The sequence below is a fragment of the Kitasatospora sp. NPDC059817 genome (assembly GCF_042731835.1).
Classification (GTDB): domain Bacteria; phylum Actinomycetota; class Actinomycetes; order Streptomycetales; family Streptomycetaceae; genus Kitasatospora.
In genome coordinates this window covers 64,125-80,464 of sequence record NZ_JBHWIR010000012.1, presented here as the reverse complement: position 1 = coordinate 80,464, position 16,340 = coordinate 64,125, and the positions used below count along the sequence as shown (strand labels likewise).

General features: G+C 73.1%; 15 protein-coding genes and 1 pseudogene. 6 read left to right on the top strand and 10 right to left on the bottom strand.

Features of this window, described 5'->3' with window-relative positions; translation table 11 throughout:
• Nucleotides 1-105 precede the first annotated feature (105 nt).
• Both ACFV61_RS04725 and ACFV61_RS04720 read left to right on the top strand, forming a co-directional pair.
• Entirely contained in the window at nt 106-603 is a 498-nt protein-coding gene (locus ACFV61_RS04725) for a GNAT family N-acetyltransferase (protein ID WP_380490128.1), read from the top strand.
• 119 nt (nt 604-722) lie between these two features.
• A complete protein-coding gene (locus ACFV61_RS04720) occupies nt 723-1,796 on the top strand; it encodes a DUF2510 domain-containing protein (protein WP_380490126.1) in 1,074 nt (357 codons plus the stop codon).
• Between the two features lie 47 nt (nt 1,797-1,843).
• Here the strand turns inward: ACFV61_RS04720 and ACFV61_RS04715 are convergent, their stop codons facing one another.
• The 7 genes and pseudogenes from ACFV61_RS04715 to cobU form a co-directional block, all read right to left on the bottom strand.
• On the bottom strand, nt 1,844-2,359 hold the full coding sequence (locus tag ACFV61_RS04715) for a DUF4240 domain-containing protein (RefSeq protein WP_350885237.1): 516 nt from the start codon (nt 2,357-2,359) through the stop codon (nt 1,844-1,846).
• Between the two features lie 215 nt (nt 2,360-2,574).
• Nucleotides 2,575-4,362 (bottom strand): 2-oxoglutarate dehydrogenase, E2 component, dihydrolipoamide succinyltransferase, encoded by a 1,788-nt coding sequence (gene sucB / locus ACFV61_RS04710; protein ID WP_380490124.1) that lies wholly within the window; start codon nt 4,360-4,362, stop codon nt 2,575-2,577.
• A 56-nt stretch (nt 4,363-4,418) separates the two neighbouring features.
• Nucleotides 4,419-5,807, bottom strand: a complete 1,389-nt coding sequence (lpdA, locus tag ACFV61_RS04705; protein ID WP_063347308.1) for a dihydrolipoyl dehydrogenase — start codon at nt 5,805-5,807, stop codon at nt 4,419-4,421.
• 466 nt (nt 5,808-6,273) lie between these two features.
• Nucleotides 6,274-7,779 (bottom strand): leucyl aminopeptidase, encoded by a 1,506-nt coding sequence (locus ACFV61_RS04700; RefSeq protein WP_380336568.1) that lies wholly within the window; start codon nt 7,777-7,779, stop codon nt 6,274-6,276.
• A 260-nt stretch (nt 7,780-8,039) separates the two neighbouring features.
• Nucleotides 8,040-8,819: an adenosylcobinamide-GDP ribazoletransferase gene (locus tag ACFV61_RS04695; protein WP_380490122.1), complete on the bottom strand. Its 780-nt coding sequence runs from the start codon at nt 8,817-8,819 to the stop codon at nt 8,040-8,042.
• An 87-nt stretch (nt 8,820-8,906) separates the two neighbouring features.
• Nucleotides 8,907-10,022: a nicotinate-nucleotide--dimethylbenzimidazole phosphoribosyltransferase gene (locus tag ACFV61_RS04690; RefSeq protein WP_380336562.1), complete on the bottom strand. Its 1,116-nt coding sequence runs from the start codon at nt 10,020-10,022 to the stop codon at nt 8,907-8,909.
• Between the two features lie 28 nt (nt 10,023-10,050).
• Nucleotides 10,051-10,653, bottom strand: a pseudogene (cobU, locus tag ACFV61_RS04685) (bifunctional adenosylcobinamide kinase/adenosylcobinamide-phosphate guanylyltransferase); the annotation flags it as partial.
• A gap of 87 nt (nt 10,654-10,740) precedes the next feature.
• On the opposite strand from cobU, the gene ACFV61_RS04680 reads away from it, so the two are divergent.
• Nucleotides 10,741-10,941 carry a hypothetical protein gene (locus ACFV61_RS04680; protein ID WP_063347303.1) on the top strand — a complete coding sequence of 67 codons (201 nt, stop codon included), beginning with the start codon at nt 10,741-10,743 and terminating at the stop codon, nt 10,939-10,941.
• A 17-nt stretch (nt 10,942-10,958) separates the two neighbouring features.
• Here the strand turns inward: ACFV61_RS04680 and ACFV61_RS04675 are convergent, their stop codons facing one another.
• Both ACFV61_RS04675 and ACFV61_RS04670 read right to left on the bottom strand, forming a co-directional pair.
• A complete protein-coding gene (locus ACFV61_RS04675) occupies nt 10,959-11,699 on the bottom strand; it encodes a class I SAM-dependent methyltransferase (protein WP_107453016.1) in 741 nt (246 codons plus the stop codon).
• Between the two features lie 158 nt (nt 11,700-11,857).
• Nucleotides 11,858-12,448 carry a DUF3043 domain-containing protein gene (locus tag ACFV61_RS04670; protein ID WP_063347302.1) on the bottom strand — a complete coding sequence of 197 codons (591 nt, stop codon included), beginning with the start codon at nt 12,446-12,448 and terminating at the stop codon, nt 11,858-11,860.
• 299 nt (nt 12,449-12,747) lie between these two features.
• On the opposite strand from ACFV61_RS04670, the gene ACFV61_RS04665 reads away from it, so the two are divergent.
• Together ACFV61_RS04665 and ACFV61_RS04660 are read left to right on the top strand one after the other, a co-directional pair.
• Complete coding sequence (locus ACFV61_RS04665) at nt 12,748-13,551, top strand: PspA/IM30 family protein (protein WP_079135541.1); 804 nt, start codon at nt 12,748-12,750, stop codon at nt 13,549-13,551.
• 37 nt (nt 13,552-13,588) lie between these two features.
• Entirely contained in the window at nt 13,589-13,882 is a 294-nt protein-coding gene (locus ACFV61_RS04660; protein ID WP_063347300.1) for a hypothetical protein, read from the top strand.
• Between the two features lie 104 nt (nt 13,883-13,986).
• On the opposite strand, the gene nadA is transcribed toward ACFV61_RS04660, so the two are convergent.
• The gene (nadA, locus tag ACFV61_RS04655; RefSeq protein ID WP_063351058.1) at nt 13,987-15,159 is read right to left on the bottom strand and encodes a quinolinate synthase NadA; all 1,173 of its coding nucleotides are present in this window, start codon (nt 15,157-15,159) and stop codon (nt 13,987-13,989) included.
• Between the two features lie 232 nt (nt 15,160-15,391).
• Here nadA and ACFV61_RS04650 point away from each other — a divergent pair, with 232 nt between their 5' ends.
• On the top strand, nt 15,392-16,315 hold the full coding sequence (locus tag ACFV61_RS04650; RefSeq protein WP_363372070.1) for an NADP-dependent oxidoreductase: 924 nt from the start codon (nt 15,392-15,394) through the stop codon (nt 16,313-16,315).
• Nucleotides 16,316-16,340: the final 25 nt, after the last annotated feature.

The following is a 16,340-nucleotide window of genomic DNA, read 5'->3' as shown; positions in this document are numbered from 1 at the left end:
CCGGAAGAAGCCCTCGACTGCGCAGGCGGCCTCTACCTCAGCGGACTGGATATCTGATCAACACCCCTCCACGAACTTCCGCGGAGCAGCACTAGCATGACGCGCATGCACGAGGACGATCTGATCATCCGCCCAGCTCAGCCCGAGGACGAGGCCGAACTCGCCGTTCTCAACCGTGCCGCCTGGTCCCCGCTGGCCGACGTCTCCCCGCAGCCGCCCGAGGGGGACGGCGTCTTCGACGAACGGCACGCCCCGGAGCAGTACCTGCTCGCCCTCCTGGACGGCCGGGTGGTCGGCTACGTCCGCCAGGTCCCGCCGACCCCGCTGGCCAGCAACCGGCACGTCCGGCAGATCCAGGGCCTGGTCGTCGACGGCACGGCCCGCGGCCGGGGTGTCGGCCGGCGCCTGGTCGAGGCGGCGTGCGAGGCCGCCCGGGCCGCGGGCGCGCGCAGGATGACCCTGCGGGTGCTCGGCTGGAACGCCCCGGCCCGCCGCCTCTACGAGGGCTGCGGCTTCGTCGTCGAGGGCTCGCTCGCGGAGGAGTTCCTGATCGACGGGTCGTACGTGGACGACGTCCTGATGGCCCGCAGCCTGGCGCACTGACAAGCCCGACCGGCCTTTCCGCCCATCGAAACTGACGGCACGTCAGGCCTGGCGGGCGGTGCAGAGTCGTGACCGATCCGCTCTGTCTGGACCAGCACCCCGCCGGGTACCGTACGGCCGTGAGCAACTCGACGCCCCCCGGGTGGTACCCGGTCCCCGGTGCGGACGGCACCCCCGGTCACGAGCGCTGGTGGGACGGCAACGCCTGGACCAGCGAGGTGCGCCCGCTCCAAGGCGGCGCCGGCCAACTCGCCGACGCCCCCACCCAGGGCTGGCAGCCCCCCGGCCGGCAGCCCGGGTACGGCTACGGCGGCCCGCAGGACGCCCCCGGCCACGGCTACCCGGGCAGCGCCCCCGCCCCGGGCTACGGCTACCCGGCCCAGGACGGCTACTACCCGGCCCAGGACGGCTACCCCGCCCAGGGCGCGGGCTACGGCTACCCGGCGCCGGGCTACCCGCCGCAGCAGCCGGCGCCCGGCCGGATGAGGCCCGGTCTGGTCGTCGGCATCGCGGTCGCCGTCCTGGCCGTGGGCGGGATCGTCGCCGGGATCGTGCTCAGCGGCGGCGGCTCCCCGCAGGCCGACCCGACCCCGAACCCGACGGTCACCATCACCCGGGGCGCCGGCCCCGCCCCGAGCCCCACGGCGGGAACGCCCGCCCCGACGCCCGCACCCAAACCGGCGCCGACCGTCAGGAGCACCGTCCCGGACACCCAGCACGCGATCACCGTCCCGGTGCTCGACGGCTGGGACGTGGCGCCCAACTCCCCGCACTCCACGGTCTACCTGGGCACCGGCCGCTACACCTGCCCGGACGGCAACTCCTGCATCCGCGGCCAGTTCTCGGTCGAGACCGACACCGTCCAGGGCGTCACCGCCAAGACGGCCGCCGAGGCCACCATGCCCGCGTACGCCGGCCAGATCTTCACCGGGATCAGCTCGCACACCGACTCCGGCTCCGGCTACACGACCGTCGCGGGCGTGTCCGGCTATGCCGTGCGCTGGCACATCCGCACCGCGGACGGCACCCAGGGCTACGTCCTGCTGGCCGCCGTCCCGGCCAAGGGCGGCGGCTTCGTGGTGTTCGAGGGCGGGGTGGACGACACCCCGAGCGCGCCGGACGCGTCCGTGCTGGACCAGATCCTCAGGGGCATCAAGCAGGACGGCACGTCCGGCGGCGGCAGCACCGCCTGACGCGTCCGGCGCCGCTCACGCCGTGGGCGTGATCCGAAAGAGAGCCCCTAATCCCCGTAGCGCTCCCAGAGCTTGGGAAACCGTTTCGCCATGACGTCCGGGTCGTCGAAGTCCAGCGCGGCCCCGGCCGGTCGGCCGGACTGTCGCCCGCCCACCTCGGGCAGCGGCAGCCCGGTCAGCTGCTCGTACGCCTCGTCGGCGGCGTAGCCGAGGTCCTCGGCCTCGCCGTCCTCCTCCTCGTCGAACTCGGGCAGCAGGTCCGCCAGGTCGTCCGGCTCGAACAGAGCGCCCTCGAAGACGTCCCGGCCCTGGCCGATCAGCCAGCAGCGGAAGTAGTCGAAGGTGTCGTCGGAGGCGCCGTCAAGCAGCAGGTAGGCGGCGCCCCAGAGGTCGTGGCGGTAGGCCCGCTGGAACCGGGCCTCGAACAGCCGGGCGAAGTCGATGACGTCGTCCGGGGTCAGCTGGACCAGCCGTTCCACCAGCCGGTCGGCCTGCTCGTCCGGATCGCCGTCGGCGTCCTCCCGGGTCTCGTCGATCATCTGCCAGAAGTCGGTCTCGTCCATCACCGCTCCAGCATCCCCGTTCGCCAGCCCCCGCGCATGCCATGGCCCGGCGAAACGCTGGTGATGTTCGACGCAGCCGGGCGCGGGTCGGAGACGACCAGGCGCGGCCAGGAGCAGGCGGACGGCAGGCGGACCCCGGCAACGGCGGAGCCCCGCGCCGTCCAGGGACGACGCGGGGCTCCGTGCAGCCGAAACCGCGGACCTGCAGTGGTGCCTTACAGGCCGAGCTCGACCTCGAACTCGCCGGCCTCCAGGATCTCCTTGACCGCGACCAGGTAGCGGGCGGCGTCGGCGCCGTCCACCAGGCGGTGGTCGTAGGAGAGCGACAGGTAGGTCATGTCGCGGATGCCGATGGCGGTGCCGCCGTCGGCCTCGATGACCACCGGGCGCTTGACGGTGGCGCCGATGCCCAGGATGGCGACCTGGTTCGGCGGCACGATCACGGTGTCGAACAGCGCACCGCGCGAGCCGGTGTTGCTGATGGTGAAGGTGGCGCCGGACAGCTCGTCCGGGGTGATCTTGCTGTCGCGGACCTTGGTGGCCAGCTCGGCGGTCTTCTTCGAGATACCGGCGATGTTGAGGTCGCCCGCACCCTTGATGACCGGGGTCATCAGACCCTTCTCGGAGTCCACCGCGATACCGATGTTCTCGGTGTCGAAGTAGGTGATGGTGCCCTCGGCCTCGTTGATCCGGGCGTTGACGACCGCGTGGGTCTTCAGCGCCTGGGCGGCGGCCTTGACGAAGAACGGCATCGGGGACAGCTTGACGCCCTCGCGGGCGAGGAAGCCCTCCTTGGCCTTGCCGCGCAGCGACATGATCTTGGTGACGTCCACCTCGACCACGCTGGTCAGCTGGGCCTGCTCGTGCAGGGCCTTCAGCATGTTGTCGCCGATGACCTTGCGCATGCGGGTCATCTTGACCGTCTGGCCGCGCAGGGCGGACGGCGCGGCGGCGGCCTTCGGCGCAGCGGCCGGAGCGGCGGCGGCGACCGGGGCCGGGGCGGCCTTGGCGGCCTCCGCGGCGGCGACGACGTCCTGCTTGCGGATGCGGCCGCCGACGCCGGTACCGGCGACGGAGGACAGCTCGACACCGTGCTCGGCGGCGAGCTTGCGCACCAGCGGGGTGACGTAGGCGTCACCGGCGTCGGCCACCGGGGCAGCCGGCGCGGCCGGGGCGACGGGAGCCGGGGCGGCAACCGGGGCCGGAGCGGCGACCGGAGCCGGAGCGGCCACCGGGGCCGGGGCGGCGGCGACCGGAGCCGGGGCAACCGGAGCCGGAGCAGCCGGAGCGACCGGGGCGGCCGGAGCGACGGGGGCCGGGGCAACCGGGGCCGGAGCGGCGACCGGGGCCGGGGCGGCGACCGGGGCCGGGGCGGCGGCGACGGCACCCGCGGCACCGATCAGCGCGAGCTGGGCGCCGACCTCGGCGGTCTCGTCCTCGCCGACCAGGATCTTCACCACGACACCGGCGATCGGCGACGGGATCTCGGTGTCGACCTTGTCGGTGGAGACCTCGAGCAGCGGCTCGTCGACCTCGACCGTCTCACCCTCGGCCTTCAGCCAGCGGGTGACGGTGCCCTCGGTGACCGACTCGCCCAGTGCGGGCAGCAGGACCGGGGTGGCGTCGGCGGCCGGAGCGGCAGCCGGAGCCGCCGGGGCGGCAGCGGCGACCGGGGCGGGGGCGGCGGGCGCCTCCACGACCGGGGCCGGGGCGGCGACGGGCGCGGCCTCGGCGACCGGGGCCGCAGCGGCGACCGGGGCACCGGAGCCGTCGTCGATGATCGCCAGCTCGGCGCCGACGTCGACGGTCTCGTCCTCGCCGACCTTGATCGAGGCCAGGATGCCGGAGGCCGGCGACGGGATCTCGGTGTCGACCTTGTCGGTCGACACCTCGAGCAGCGGCTCGTCGACCTCGACACGCTCACCCTCGGCCTTCAGCCAACGGGTGACGGTGCCCTCGGAAACGCTCTCGCCCAGCGCGGGCAGTGTTACTGAGACCGCCATGGTTTCAGCGACTCCTATCAAGTCTTGCGTACTGGAAATGGGGGGTGGTGGCGTGATCAGTCGTGCGCGTGCAGCGGCTTGCCGGCCAGCGCCAGGTGCGCCTCGCCCAGGGCCTCGGACTGGGTCGGGTGCGCGTGGATGAGCTGCGCGACCTCGGCCGGCAGGGCCTCCCAGTTGTAGATCAGCTGAGCTTCGCCGACCTGCTCGCCCATGCGGGCGCCGACCATGTGGACGCCGACCACGGCGCCGTCCTTGACCTGGACGAGCTTGATCTCGCCGGCGGTCTTCAGGATCTTGCTCTTGCCGTTGCCGGCCAGGTTGTACTTGAGGGTGACGACCTTCTCCTTGCCGTACAGCTCGACGGCCTTGGCCTCGGAGATGCCGACGGAGGCCACCTCGGGGTTGGAGTAGGTCACGCGCGGGACGCCGTCGTAGTCGATCGGCACCGGCTTGAGGCCGGCCAGGCGCTCGGCGACCAGGATGCCCTCGGCGAAGCCGACGTGGGCCAGCTGCAGGGTCGGGGCGAGGTCGCCGACGGCCGAGATGGTGGGCACGTTGGTGCGCATGTACTCGTCGACCAGGACGTAGCCGCGGTCCATCGCGACGCCGTTCTCCTCGTAGCCGAGGCCGGACGAGACCGGGCCGCGGCCGATGGCGACGAGCAGCAGGTCGGCGTCGATCTGCTTGCCGTTCTCGGTGGAGACGCGGACACCGGCCTCGGTGTACTCGACGCCCGAGAAGCGGGCCTTCAGCTCGAACTTGATGCCGCGCTTGCGGAACGCGCGCTCCAGCAGCTTGGAGGAGTTCTCGTCCTCCAGCGGGACGAGGTGCGGCAGCGCCTCGACGATGGTGACCTCGACGCCGAAGGACTTCCAGACGGAGGCGAACTCGACGCCGATCACGCCGCCGCCGAGGATGACGGCCGACTTCGGGATGCGGTCGAGCTTGAGCGCGTGGTCCGAGGAGATCACGCGGTTGCCGTCGATCTCCAGGCCCGGGATCGAGCGCGGCACGGAGCCGGTGGCCAGGAGGATGTGGCGGCCCTCGATGCGCTGGCCGTTGACGTCCACCGAAGTCTGCGAGGAGAGCTTGCCCGCGCCCTGGATGAAGGTGACCTTGCGGGAGGCGACCAGGCCCTGGAGGCCCTTGTACAGGCCGGCGACGACGTCGTCCTTGTACTTGTGGACGCCGTTGATGTCGATGCCCTGGAAGGTGGCCAGAACGCCGAACTCGGCGGCCTCCTTCGTCTCGTCCGCGATCTCGGCGGCGTGCAGCAGAGCCTTGGTCGGGATGCAGCCGCGGTGCAGGCAGGTGCCACCCAGCTCCCCCTTCTCGACCAGGGCGACGCTCAGGCCCAGCTGAGCGGCGCGGAGCGCCGCGGCGTAACCGCCGCTTCCGCCTCCGAGAATGACTACGTCGAAAACGGTGCTGGCGTCGTTCGCCACGTCACGTCCTCCATGCAATGGGGTGGGTCGCCGGGCCGGTCGCGGTCCGGTGGGTCGGAAGCCTTTGTGAGGCGCCCAGTCGTGCCGGAAATACATCTTCGCACTTGTTCGCGGTGGCTGATGTCCGGGTCCACCCCAGGGGTGTCCCACAGAGCGGTCACCGGGGCGGGAATACCCCCGACGGAAGGGCATCATTGCAGCTCAACGCGGGGTTGACAGCCGCCGGACGGGCGTCGGGGCGGCCCTGCGGCGCCGCGTCTTCCGCAGGGTGGAACAAAGTTTCGCCCGCAGCGAACAGAGGTGCGGGGCGAGGTCCCGGCCTACTCGCAGGTAACCGGCGCCGGAACGTGACGGACCCGCGACGGGCCGACAGCGGACCCACGGCGGACCCACGGCTGACCCGCGCGCGAACGCCGACGGGGGCCCGGCGCACGCGCGCCGGACCCCCGTCGACTCGGGTGCCTGATCAGGCCTTGCCGCCCGCCGCGGTCTGCTCGGCGAACCGGACCAGGGTGCGCACCGCGCTCGCGGTGCCGCCCTTCGGGGTGTAGCCGAACGGAGCGCTCTCGTGGAACGCCGGGCCGGCGATGTCCAGGTGCGCCCAGTCGATGCCCTCGGCCACGAACTCCTTCAGGAACAGGCCGGCCACCAGGCCGCCGCCCATCCGCTCGCCCATGTTCGCCAGGTCGGCGATGGTCGACTCGGTCATGCCCTTGCGCAGCTCGGCCGGCAGCGGCATCGGCCAGGACTGCTCGCCGACCTCGCCCGAGACGGTGTGCAGGGTCGCGCGCAGCTCGTCGTTGTTGGACATCACGCCGAAGGTGCGGTTGCCCAGGGCCAGCACCATGGCGCCGGTCAGGGTCGCCACGTCGACGATGACGTCCGGGTTCTCCTCGCCGGCGCGCACGATCGCGTCGGCCAGCACCAGACGGCCCTCGGCGTCGGTGTTCAGCACCTCGACGGTCTTGCCGCCGTACATGCGCAGCACGTCGCCGGGGCGGGTGGCGGAGCCGGACGGCATGTTCTCGGCCAGCGCCAGCCAGCCGGTCACGTTGACGGCCAGGCCCAGGCGCTTGGCGGCCACCACGGCGGCGAACACGGCGGCGGCGCCGGCCATGTCGCACTTCATGGTCTCGTTGTGGCCGGCCGGCTTCAGCGAGATGCCGCCCGAGTCGTAGGTGATGCCCTTGCCGATGAAGGCCAGCGTGGCCTTCGCCTTCGGGTGGGTGTAGGCCACCTTCACCAGCCGCGGCGGGTTGGCCGAGCCGTTGCCGACGCCCAGCAGGCCGCCGAAGCCGCCCTTGAGCAGCGCCTTCTCGTCGAGCACCTCGACCTTGAGGCCGTGCTCCTTGCCGGCCGCCTGGGCGATCGCGGCGAAGCTCTTCGGGTTCAGGTCGTTCGGCGCGGTGTTGACCAGGTCACGGGCCCGGTTCATCTCCTCGCCGACCGCGGCGGCGCGCTCCACGGCCGCCTTGGCGTCCTTGCTGCCCTTGCGGGGGGCCAGCACGACCAGCTCGCCGACCGGCTCCTTGCCGCTGCCGTCGGCCTTGTAGGTGCCGAAGGCGTACGAGCCGAGCAGGCCGCCCAGCGCGACGGCCTCGACCTCGTCCGCGGACTCGGCCGGCAGGGCCAGCGCGGCCTTCTTGGCGCCGGCCAGGGTGCGGGCGGCGACACCAGCGGCGCGGCGCAGCGCCTCCAGCTGGTAGCCGGCCTCGGCGGCCTCGCCGAGGCCGACCGCGAGCACGAGCGCGGCCTTCAGGCCGGCGGGGGAGGGCACCTTGACGGCCTCGCCCTCGGCGCCGGTCGCGCCCAGGGTGCTGAGGACCTCGGTCAGCTTGCCCTCGAACGCCTCGTTCACGGCCTCGGAGCCGGGGGCCAGCACGATGCCCTTGGGGCCCTTGGCGACACCGACCACCAGGGCGTCCGCGCGCAGCGAGGCGGCGGAGGAGGTGCTCACAGACAATGCAGTCACGTAATGCGTCCTGTTCTTTCGCGGTCCACGGCCGGTTGCGGCGAGGCTGCCGCACCGGCGCAACCCGCCGTCGCAGGCCGGACCGCCCGGCACGCTCCGGGTCCGGGCCCCCTGGCGCGCGCACCCGCGCAGGTCGCGGCCACGCACACCAGAGGCCCCGGCTCCTCGGGTCAGGCCGGGCGGGCAGGACCTGCGACGGTGCAGGGCTGCGGTGCTCCCCGCATGGTAGTCCGCATGGTGGGATCACGCGCCGCCCGGTGTCAGCCGAGCAACGCCAGGGCGAACAGCGAAGCGGTCGCGGCGGTTTCCGCCATCGCGCCGAGCACGTCCCCGGTGATTCCGCCGAACCGCCGTACGCAGCGCCGGAGCAGCAGCTGGGCGCAGCCGACGCCGAGCACAACGGCCGTGGGGAGACGAAGGGTTGACGATCCGTCAAACAGTCCGAGGGCGGCCAGGGCGAGCGCCGCGGCGGCCGTCCCCGCGACCGCTCCGGCGGGTGCCACGGTGCCCGCCACCATCGCGCCCAGGCCGCCCGGCCGGGCGGCCGGCACCGACCGCAGGCAGCCCCACGCGAGCGCGCACCGCGCGGTCACCGCCGACGCCAGCACCGCGAGCGCGCCGCGTGTGGTCGACTCGGCGAACTGTCCGGCCAGCGCGGCGATCTGGGCCAGCAGCACGAGAAGGAGGGTCAGGACGCCGAACGGGCCGATGTCGGACTGCTTCATGATGCGCAGCGCGTCCTCGGCCGGCTTCCCGCTGCCCAGGCCGTCGGCCACGTCCGCCAGACCGTCCAGGTGCAGCCCCCGGGTGAGCGCGGCCAGCACCCCCACCGCCGCCACCGCCCCGAGCAGCCCGCCGGCCCGCCAGGCCACCAGCGACCCCGCCCCGGCGGCCGCCGCGCCGAGCACCAGTCCCACCACGGGGGCCGCCGTCATCGCCCGCGCCGCCGCGGCCCGGTCCCACCGCTCCACCCGCACCCGCAGCACGGACAGCGTCCCGAACCCGAACCGGAGCCCCTCGGCCCAACTGGCGCCCTGCACGACGTGTTTCCCTCCGAACGGAAGCGCCCCGTCCGATGTGCCGGACGGGGCGCCCATGATCCTGGTGCCACAGGTTGCCGCGGGTTGCTACAGCCGCCGCAGCAGGTCCGCCGCCGAGGGCAGCTTCGGCTGCTCCTTCGGTGCCGATGGCACGAACGGCCGCGGGGCCTCGTCCGCGAGCGCGTCGCCCGCGGCCTGGAGCAGCGGCAGGGCCAGCAGCGCGCCGAGGCCCTCGCCCATGGTGATCCCCTGGTCCTGCAGCGGCGTCAGGGTGAGCCGGTCGTAGGCCTTGGCCTGGGCGGGCTCGCCGCTGGACTGCCCGGCCCGCCACCACTCCGGCGCCCGGAAGGCGATCCGCTGTGCGACCAGCGCGCAGGCCGCCGAGACGACGCCGTCCAGCACCACCGGGAGCCGTCGCACCGCGGCCTGGAGCAGGAAGCCGGTGATCGCCGCGAAGTCGGCCCCGCCGGTGGCGCCGAGCAGCGCCAGCTGGTCGCCTAGGACGGGCCGGGCCCGCCGCAGGGAGTCGCGGATGGTGGCGCACTTGACCATCCAGACCCGGTCGTCGACGCCCGAGCCGCGCCCGGTGACGGCGGCCGCGTCCGTTCCGCACAGCGCGCCGACCAGGACGGCGGCGACGGTGGTGGCGCCGACGCCGAGGTCGCCGAGCAGCACCAGGTCGGTGCCGGCGTCGGCCTCCTCGTCGGCGACGGCCATGCCGGCCCGGAAGGCCCGCGCGGTCTCCGCGGGGGTGAGCGCGTCCTCGACGTCGATCCGGCCGGAGCCGCGCCGGATCCGGTGGGTGACCACGTCGTCCGGGAAGTCGGCGGGGTCGGCGTCCACCGCGACGTCGACGACCCGCACCTCGGCGCCGTAGCGCCGGGCCAGCCGGGTGACCGGCGCGGTGCCGTCCAGGACGGCTCGCACCCGCGCGGCGGTGCCGCCCTTGGCGGGCAGCCGGGACACCCCGAGCGCGGCCACGCCGTGGTCGGCGGCGAACAGCAGCACCTTGGGGGCCGACACCGGCCGCACGGGGGATCGCCCCTGTACGGACGACAGCCAGCTGCCCAGTTCCTCCAGCTTGCCGAGCCCGCCGCGCGGCCGGCCGGCCTCCTGCCAGCGTTCCTCGGCGGCCCGTCGGGCGCTCTCGTCGGGGCGCTCGACGAGCGAGGAGAACGTATCGAGATCCACGGTCGTGTCCATCGTCCGGAAGGCTACACGCCGCAGATGTTCAGGCGGCGGCTGGCTTGACGGTCAGAACCTGCCCGGCCACGACCAGCAGCACACGCTCGGAGGCGTCCGCCACGGCCATGTTCAGCCGGCCCAGGGTGTCGCGGAAGCGCCGGCCTGCGGCGGTCGCCGGGACGACGCCCATCCCGACCTCGTTGCTGACCGCGACGGCCGTGCGCCCGGTGGCCGCCCAGGCCCGCGCCAGGGCCTCGCAGCGCCGCTGGACGGCGGCCTCCCCGCCCGCCGCCCAGACCGCGTCGTCCCAGGCGCCGCACTCGTCCATCACGGCGGTCAGCCACAGCGCCAGGCAGTCGACCAGCACCGGCGCCGGGTCGGTCCGGTCGGCCAGCACGGCCTCCAGGTCGCAGGTCTCGGCGGTGCGCCAGCTCGCCGGCCGCCGCTCGCGGTGCAGCGCGACCCGCTGGGCCCACTCGGCGTCGCCGTCCCGGGTGCCGCCGGTGGCCACGTACAGGACGTCCGGGTGGTCGGCGAGCAGCTGCTCGGCCCGGGTGGACTTGCCGGAGCGGGCGCCGCCGAGCAGCAGTGTGCGGGGGAGCGGGTGGTGGATCGCCATGCCGCCCATCCTGCCCGACCGGGCATCCGGAGCGTCCGGCCAGGCATACGGAAGATCGGGCCGGGCAGGCTAAGGTGCGCAGCACGCAGGCAGCGTCGTCGGTGGGAGGAGCCGGGCATGGTCTGGACGTGGCGGTACGAGAAGTCGGACGGCACCGCGGTGGTGCCGGAGGGCGCGCAGGAGGAGTTCGCGGGCCAGGGGGACGCCGAGACCTGGATCGGGGAGTCCTGGAAGCAGCTCGCCGAGGACGGCATCGACACGGCGGTCCTGCTGGACGACGACCGGGTGATCTACTCGATGAGCCTGCACGAGGCGTAACCGCCGTCGCGGGGCCGCTACTTGGCCCCGACCACGTGCAGCAGCGCGGCGACCTGCCGGTACGGGTCGGTGCGGCCGGCCCGGTCCTCGGCCTCCAGCAGCTGGGCCAGCTGCCGCCCGTCCACCGGCGGGGCCGCGTCGTCGGGCGCGTTGTCGGTGAAGACCCGTACGCCGTACCAGTGCTTCAGCGGCACCGACACCTCGGAGAGGGTGACGGTGAGGTCGGCGAGGCGGTCGGCGCGGGCGGCCAGCCCGAGCCGGTTGTAGTACCGGTCGCTCTCGAAGGCGTGCAGGGCGGCCCGCCAGTCCCCGGCGGCGGCGGGCCGCAGGGCGAGCGCGTCGCGGTTGCGGACCAGCAGCGAGAGCAGCCCGCCCGGGGCCAGCAGCCGGGCCAGCGAGGCGATCATCGGGTCGGGGGCGGGCAGGTACATCAGGACGCCGTGGCAGAGCACCACGTCGAAGCTGCGCGGGCCGAACCAGCGCCCGCACTGGTGGGCGTCGCCGCTGAGCAGTTGCAGCCGGCCGGCGACCTCCGGCGGTTCCTCGGCGAGCGCCCCCTGGGCGACGCCGAGCGCGACCGGGTCGGAGTCGATGCCGGTGACGTAGTGGCCGGCCCGGGCCAGGCGCAGCGCCTGGGTGCCCTGGCCGCAGCCGATGTCGAGGACGCGCTGCGCGGTGCGGCCGGCCAGTTGCTCGGCGAGCTGCCGGGAGACCAGCTCCTGGCGGACGAAGTTGCGCAGTCCGCCGAGCCGGTCCAGCCAGGCGCCGGTACCGCCGGCGAAGGAGCCGCTGCGCGAGGGCAGCCGGCGCTCCTGGCCGATCCGGTCGTGGCCGCCGTCCCCCTGCCCCGGCAACGCGTACAGGCCGGGCCCCTCCCAGGAAGGCGGGGCCCAGCCGGAGTCCACCGGTTCGGCGGTCAGGGCTTCTCCCCGCGCCGCACCTGCGGCTTGGGCAGTCGCAGCCGGCGCATCTGCAGGATGCGCATCAGGCCGTAGGCGACCGCGCCGCGGGTGTTCTGGCCGGCGAAGCGCTCGGCGAACTGCTTGCGCAGACCGAAGCCGAGGCGGACGAAGTCCAGGATCACCAGCACGAAGAACAGCAGGAACAGCAGCGTGGACAGCAGCTGGATGGCGGGCACCTTGATGATGCTCAGCACCAGGATGACCACGGCGGCGGGCAGGAAGAACTCGGCGAGCGACCAGCGGGCGTCCACGTAGTCGCGGGCGAACTTGCGCACCGGGCCCTTGTCGCGGGCCGGCAGGTGGCGCTCGTCGCCCTCCATCAGCGCGGTGCGCTGCTTCTCTCGCTCGGAGCGCATCCGCTCGCGGGCCTGGCGGGCGGCCTCCTTGCGGTCCTTGGGCACCGTCACCCGGGTACGCCGGTTGGCCTCGGCCTCGCTGCGCTTGGGCGTTGGCCGGCCCTTCTTGGCCTGGGGGTGGCGGGTCTCGTCCGGCTTCTCCAGCACGGTGGCGGAGGCGGCTGCATCATCTGAACGGCGTCGGAACACACCACCAGCGTACGGGGTGCCGGGCGGCTTCTCGGGGTCCCCTCGGACCCAAACGCGTATCGATCCGCGAGGTCGGCCGCCCGCCGGGGTTTCCCGGCCCCTTCCCGTAGGGGATCAATCGGATGGACTATGGAGGGGATGAGAGGCGGATCCACCCGGGGGAGGAGGAACTCCGCTGGTCGCTGTAGCAGTCTTGTAGCAGGCAGGTGCACTGCGGCGACGGGCTCGCTGCACATACACTCGTCGTGTCTGGTATCGAGATAGAGACCGCAGGCCGGAGAAGGGGGCACCCGAGGCCCATGAGCGACGGAATCATGAAGCGTATGGGGTTGATCTTCCGCTCCAAGGCGAACAAGGCCTTGGATCGGGCGGAGGATCCCCGAGAGACGCTCGACTACTCCTACCAGAAGCAGCTCGAACTGCTGCAGAAGGTACGGCGTGGCGTCGCGGACGTCGCGACCTCGCGCAAGCGCCTGGAACTCCAGCTGACCCAGCTCCAGCAGCAGTCGGCGAAGTACGAGGACCAGGGCCGCAAGGCGCTGTCCCTGGGCCGTGAGGACCTCGCGCGCGAGGCGCTGACCCGCCGGGCCAACATGCAGTCCCAGATCACCGACCTGGAGACGCAGTACCAGGCCCTCCAGGGCGAGGAGGAGAAGCTCACGCTCGCCTCCCAGCGGCTGCAGGCCAAGGTGGACGCCTTCCGCACCAAGAAGGAGACCATCAAGGCCACGTACACCGCCGCTCAGGCGCAGACCCGCATCGCCGAGTCCTTCTCCGGGATCTCGGAGGAGATGGGCGACGTCGGCCTGGCCATTCAGCGGGCCGAGGACAAGACGGCCCAGATGCAGGCCCGGGCCGGTGCGATCGACGAGCTGCTGGCGTCCGGTGCGCTCGATGACGCGAGCGGTCTCGGCCGCAAGGACGACATCGAGGCCGAGCTGGAGCGGGTGGCCGGCGGCACCGACGTCGAGCTGGAGCTGGCCCGGATGAAGGCCGAGCTGGGGGGCCCGTCCTCCGGTCCGGCCGCGATCGAGCAGGGCAAGCCGCAGCAGCCGCAGGCCCACCCCCAGCAGGACACCCCGCGCATCAACTACAACAAGTGATCTGAGCTCCATCCCACGAACCAGGGAGACGCACGGCATGATCATGAGGGTCATGGGTGAGGGGCAGTACGAGGTGGGCGATGACCACCTGAACCTGCTCAACGAGCTCGACTCCGAGCTCGTCACCGCAGTGGAGTCGGGGGACGAGGAGCACTTCCGTCGCGCCTACGGCAAACTGCTGGACGCGGTGAAGCAGTTCGGCACCCCGGTGCCGCTGGATTCACTGGCGCCGTCCGAGCTGATCCTGCCGAGCGCCGAGGCGACGATCGACGAGGTCCGCGAGCTGTTGATGGCCGACGGCGAGGGTGTGATCCCGGGCTACCCCGAGTAGCCGCCGTGGCCGGTGCCAGACGAAAGGGCGGGTCCCCTCCGGTGGGAGGGGACCCGCCCTTCGTCGTGTCGTCGTGTTCCGGCGGCCGGGTCGGGCCGGGCCGGCTACGGCAGGGCCAGCATCCGGTCCAGCGCCGCCTTGGCGTACTTCTCGGTCTCCGGGTCGACGGTGATCACGTTCGGCACCCGGCCCTCGACCAGCGACTCCAGCGCCCAGACGAGGTGCGGCAGGTCGATCCGGTTCATGGTGGAGCAGAAGCAGACCGTCCGGTCCAGGAAGACGATCTCCTTGTCCGGGTGGGCCTTGGCCAGGCGGCGGACCAGGTTCAGCTCGGTGCCGATGGCCCACTTGGAGCCGGGCTCGGCGGCGTCCAGCGCCTTGATGATGTACTCGGTCGAGCCCACCATGTCGGCGGCCGAGACGACCTCGTGCTTGCACTCGGGGTGCACCAGCACGGTGACGCCGGGGATCCGCGCGCGCACGTCGTTCACCGAGTCCACGCTGAACCGGCCGTGCACCGAGCAGTGGCCGCGCCACAGGATCATCTTGGCGTCCCGCAGCTGCTCGGCGGTCAGGCCGCCGTTCGGCTTGTGCGGGTTGTACAGGACGCAGTCGTCCAGCGAGAGGCCCAGATCGCGCACCGCGGTGTTGCGGCCGAGGTGCTGGTCGGGCAGGAACAGCACCTTCTGGCCCTGCTCGAAGGCCCACTCCAGGGCGCGCTCGGCGTTGGAGGAGGTGCAGATGGTGCCGCCGTGCTTGCCGGTGAAGGCCTTGATGTCGGCGGAGGAGTTCATGTACGAGACCGGGACGGTGACGTCGGCTATGCCGGCGTCGGTCAGCACGTCCCAGCACTCGGCGACCTGCTCGGCGGTGGCCATGTCGGCCATCGAGCAGCCGGCCGCGAGGTCCGGGAGGACGACCTGCTGGGCGTCGCCGGTCAGGATGTCGGCGGACTCGGCCATGAAGTGCACGCCGCAGAAGACGATGTACTCGGCCTCCGGGCGGGCCGCGGCGTCGCGCGCGAGCTTGAAGGAGTCGCCGGTGACGTCGGCGAACTCGATCACCTCGTCGCGCTGGTAGTGGTGTCCGAGGATGAAGACCCGGTCACCGAGCGCGGCCTTGGCGGCGCGGGCGCGCTCGACGAGGTTCGGGTCGGAGGCCGGGGGGAGGTCGCCGGGGCACTCGACGCCGCGCTCGCTGTTCGGGTCGGCCTCGCGGCCGAGCAGCAGCAGAGCGAGCGGCGTCGGAGTGGGGTCGACGCCGTGGGTCTCGGTGATGGTGGTGGTCACGGGCGGGTGCCCTTCTGTGCGGCCGATCAAGCCTGAAGCCTTTTCGTCTATCTGACGCTATCTATGATAACCGGTTAGCGTCAGAGTGACGATGGCCATCCTGTCGATGTGACGAGAACCGCTCGCCGAATCGGACCCCCGGCGGAGCCGGATGACCGTTTTGGGGTGGTCCTCGCGTGGCCGAATCGATATCCGGCCGGGCCCGGGTATGGCTGAGGCCATGAAGGCAATCGCGATCAACCGCTACGGCGGCCCCGAAGTCGTCGAGTACACCGACCTGCCCGACCCCAAGGTCGGCCCGGACTCGGTCCTGGTGCAGATGCGGGCGGCCGGGGTGAACCCGGTGGACTGGAAGATCCGGGACGGCGCCCTGGACGGCCTGCTGGACGCGCACTTCCCGCTCGTCATGGGCTGGGACCTGGCCGGCGTGGTCCGCGCCGTCGGCGGCGGCGTCACCGAGTTCGCGCCCGGCGACGAGGTCTACGGCTACGTCCGCAAGGACACCGTCGAACACGGCACCTACGCCGAACTCGTCTCCGCCCCGGTCCGCACCCTCGCCCGCAAGCCGGCCGCACTGGACTGGGCCCAGGCCGGCGGCCTGCCGCTGGCCGGGCTCACCGCGCTGCAGAGCCTCAAGGCGCTGCGGCTGCGGGCGGGGGAGACCCTGCTGGTGCACGCCGCGGCCGGCGGGGTCGGGCACCTGGCCGTCCAGATCGCCCGGGCCCTCGGCGCCCGGGTGATCGGCACCGCGGGCGAGCGCAACCACGACTACCTGCGCGGCCTCGGCGCCGAGCCGGTGCTCTACGGCGAGGGCCTGGCCGACCGGGTCCGGGCGCTCGCCCCGGGCGGGGTCGACGCTGCCCTCGACCTGGTCGGCCACGGCGCCGTCCCGCTCTCGGCGAGCCTGGTGGCGGACCAGAGCCGGATCGCCTCGATCACCGACTTCGGGGTGAAGGCCCTCGGCGGCCACTACGTCTGGGTCCGCCCGGACGCCGCGGACCTCGCCGAACTGGCCGCGCTGGCCGACGACGGCCGGCTGACCGTCACCGTCGCCTCCACCTTCCCGCTCGCCCAGGCGGCCTCCGCCCAGGCGCTCAGCGCCGAGGGCCGCACCCGGGGCAAGATCGTCCTGCTGGCCGACTGACGGCGGACCGGCTGCCGACCGGCGG

Bases quoted from the DNA above. Each gene is read 5' to 3' on its own strand.
- ACFV61_RS04725 (WP_380490128.1), top strand. From the start codon at position 106: ATGCACGAGGACGATCTGATCATCCGCCCAGCTCAGCCCGAGGACGAG.
- ACFV61_RS04715 (WP_350885237.1), bottom strand. From the start codon at position 2,359: ATGGACGAGACCGACTTCTGGCAGATGATCGACGAGACCCGGGAGGAC.
- sucB (WP_380490124.1), bottom strand. From the start codon at position 4,362: ATGGCGGTCTCAGTAACACTGCCCGCGCTGGGCGAGAGCGTTTCCGAG.
- ACFV61_RS04690 (WP_380336562.1), bottom strand. From the start codon at position 10,022: ATGGACACGACCGTGGATCTCGATACGTTCTCCTCGCTCGTCGAGCGC.
- ACFV61_RS04680 (WP_063347303.1), top strand. From the start codon at position 10,741: ATGGTCTGGACGTGGCGGTACGAGAAGTCGGACGGCACCGCGGTGGTG.
- ACFV61_RS04665 (WP_079135541.1), top strand. From the start codon at position 12,748: ATGAGCGACGGAATCATGAAGCGTATGGGGTTGATCTTCCGCTCCAAG.
- ACFV61_RS04660 (WP_063347300.1), top strand. From the start codon at position 13,589: ATGATCATGAGGGTCATGGGTGAGGGGCAGTACGAGGTGGGCGATGAC.
- ACFV61_RS04650 (WP_363372070.1), top strand. From the start codon at position 15,392: ATGAAGGCAATCGCGATCAACCGCTACGGCGGCCCCGAAGTCGTCGAG.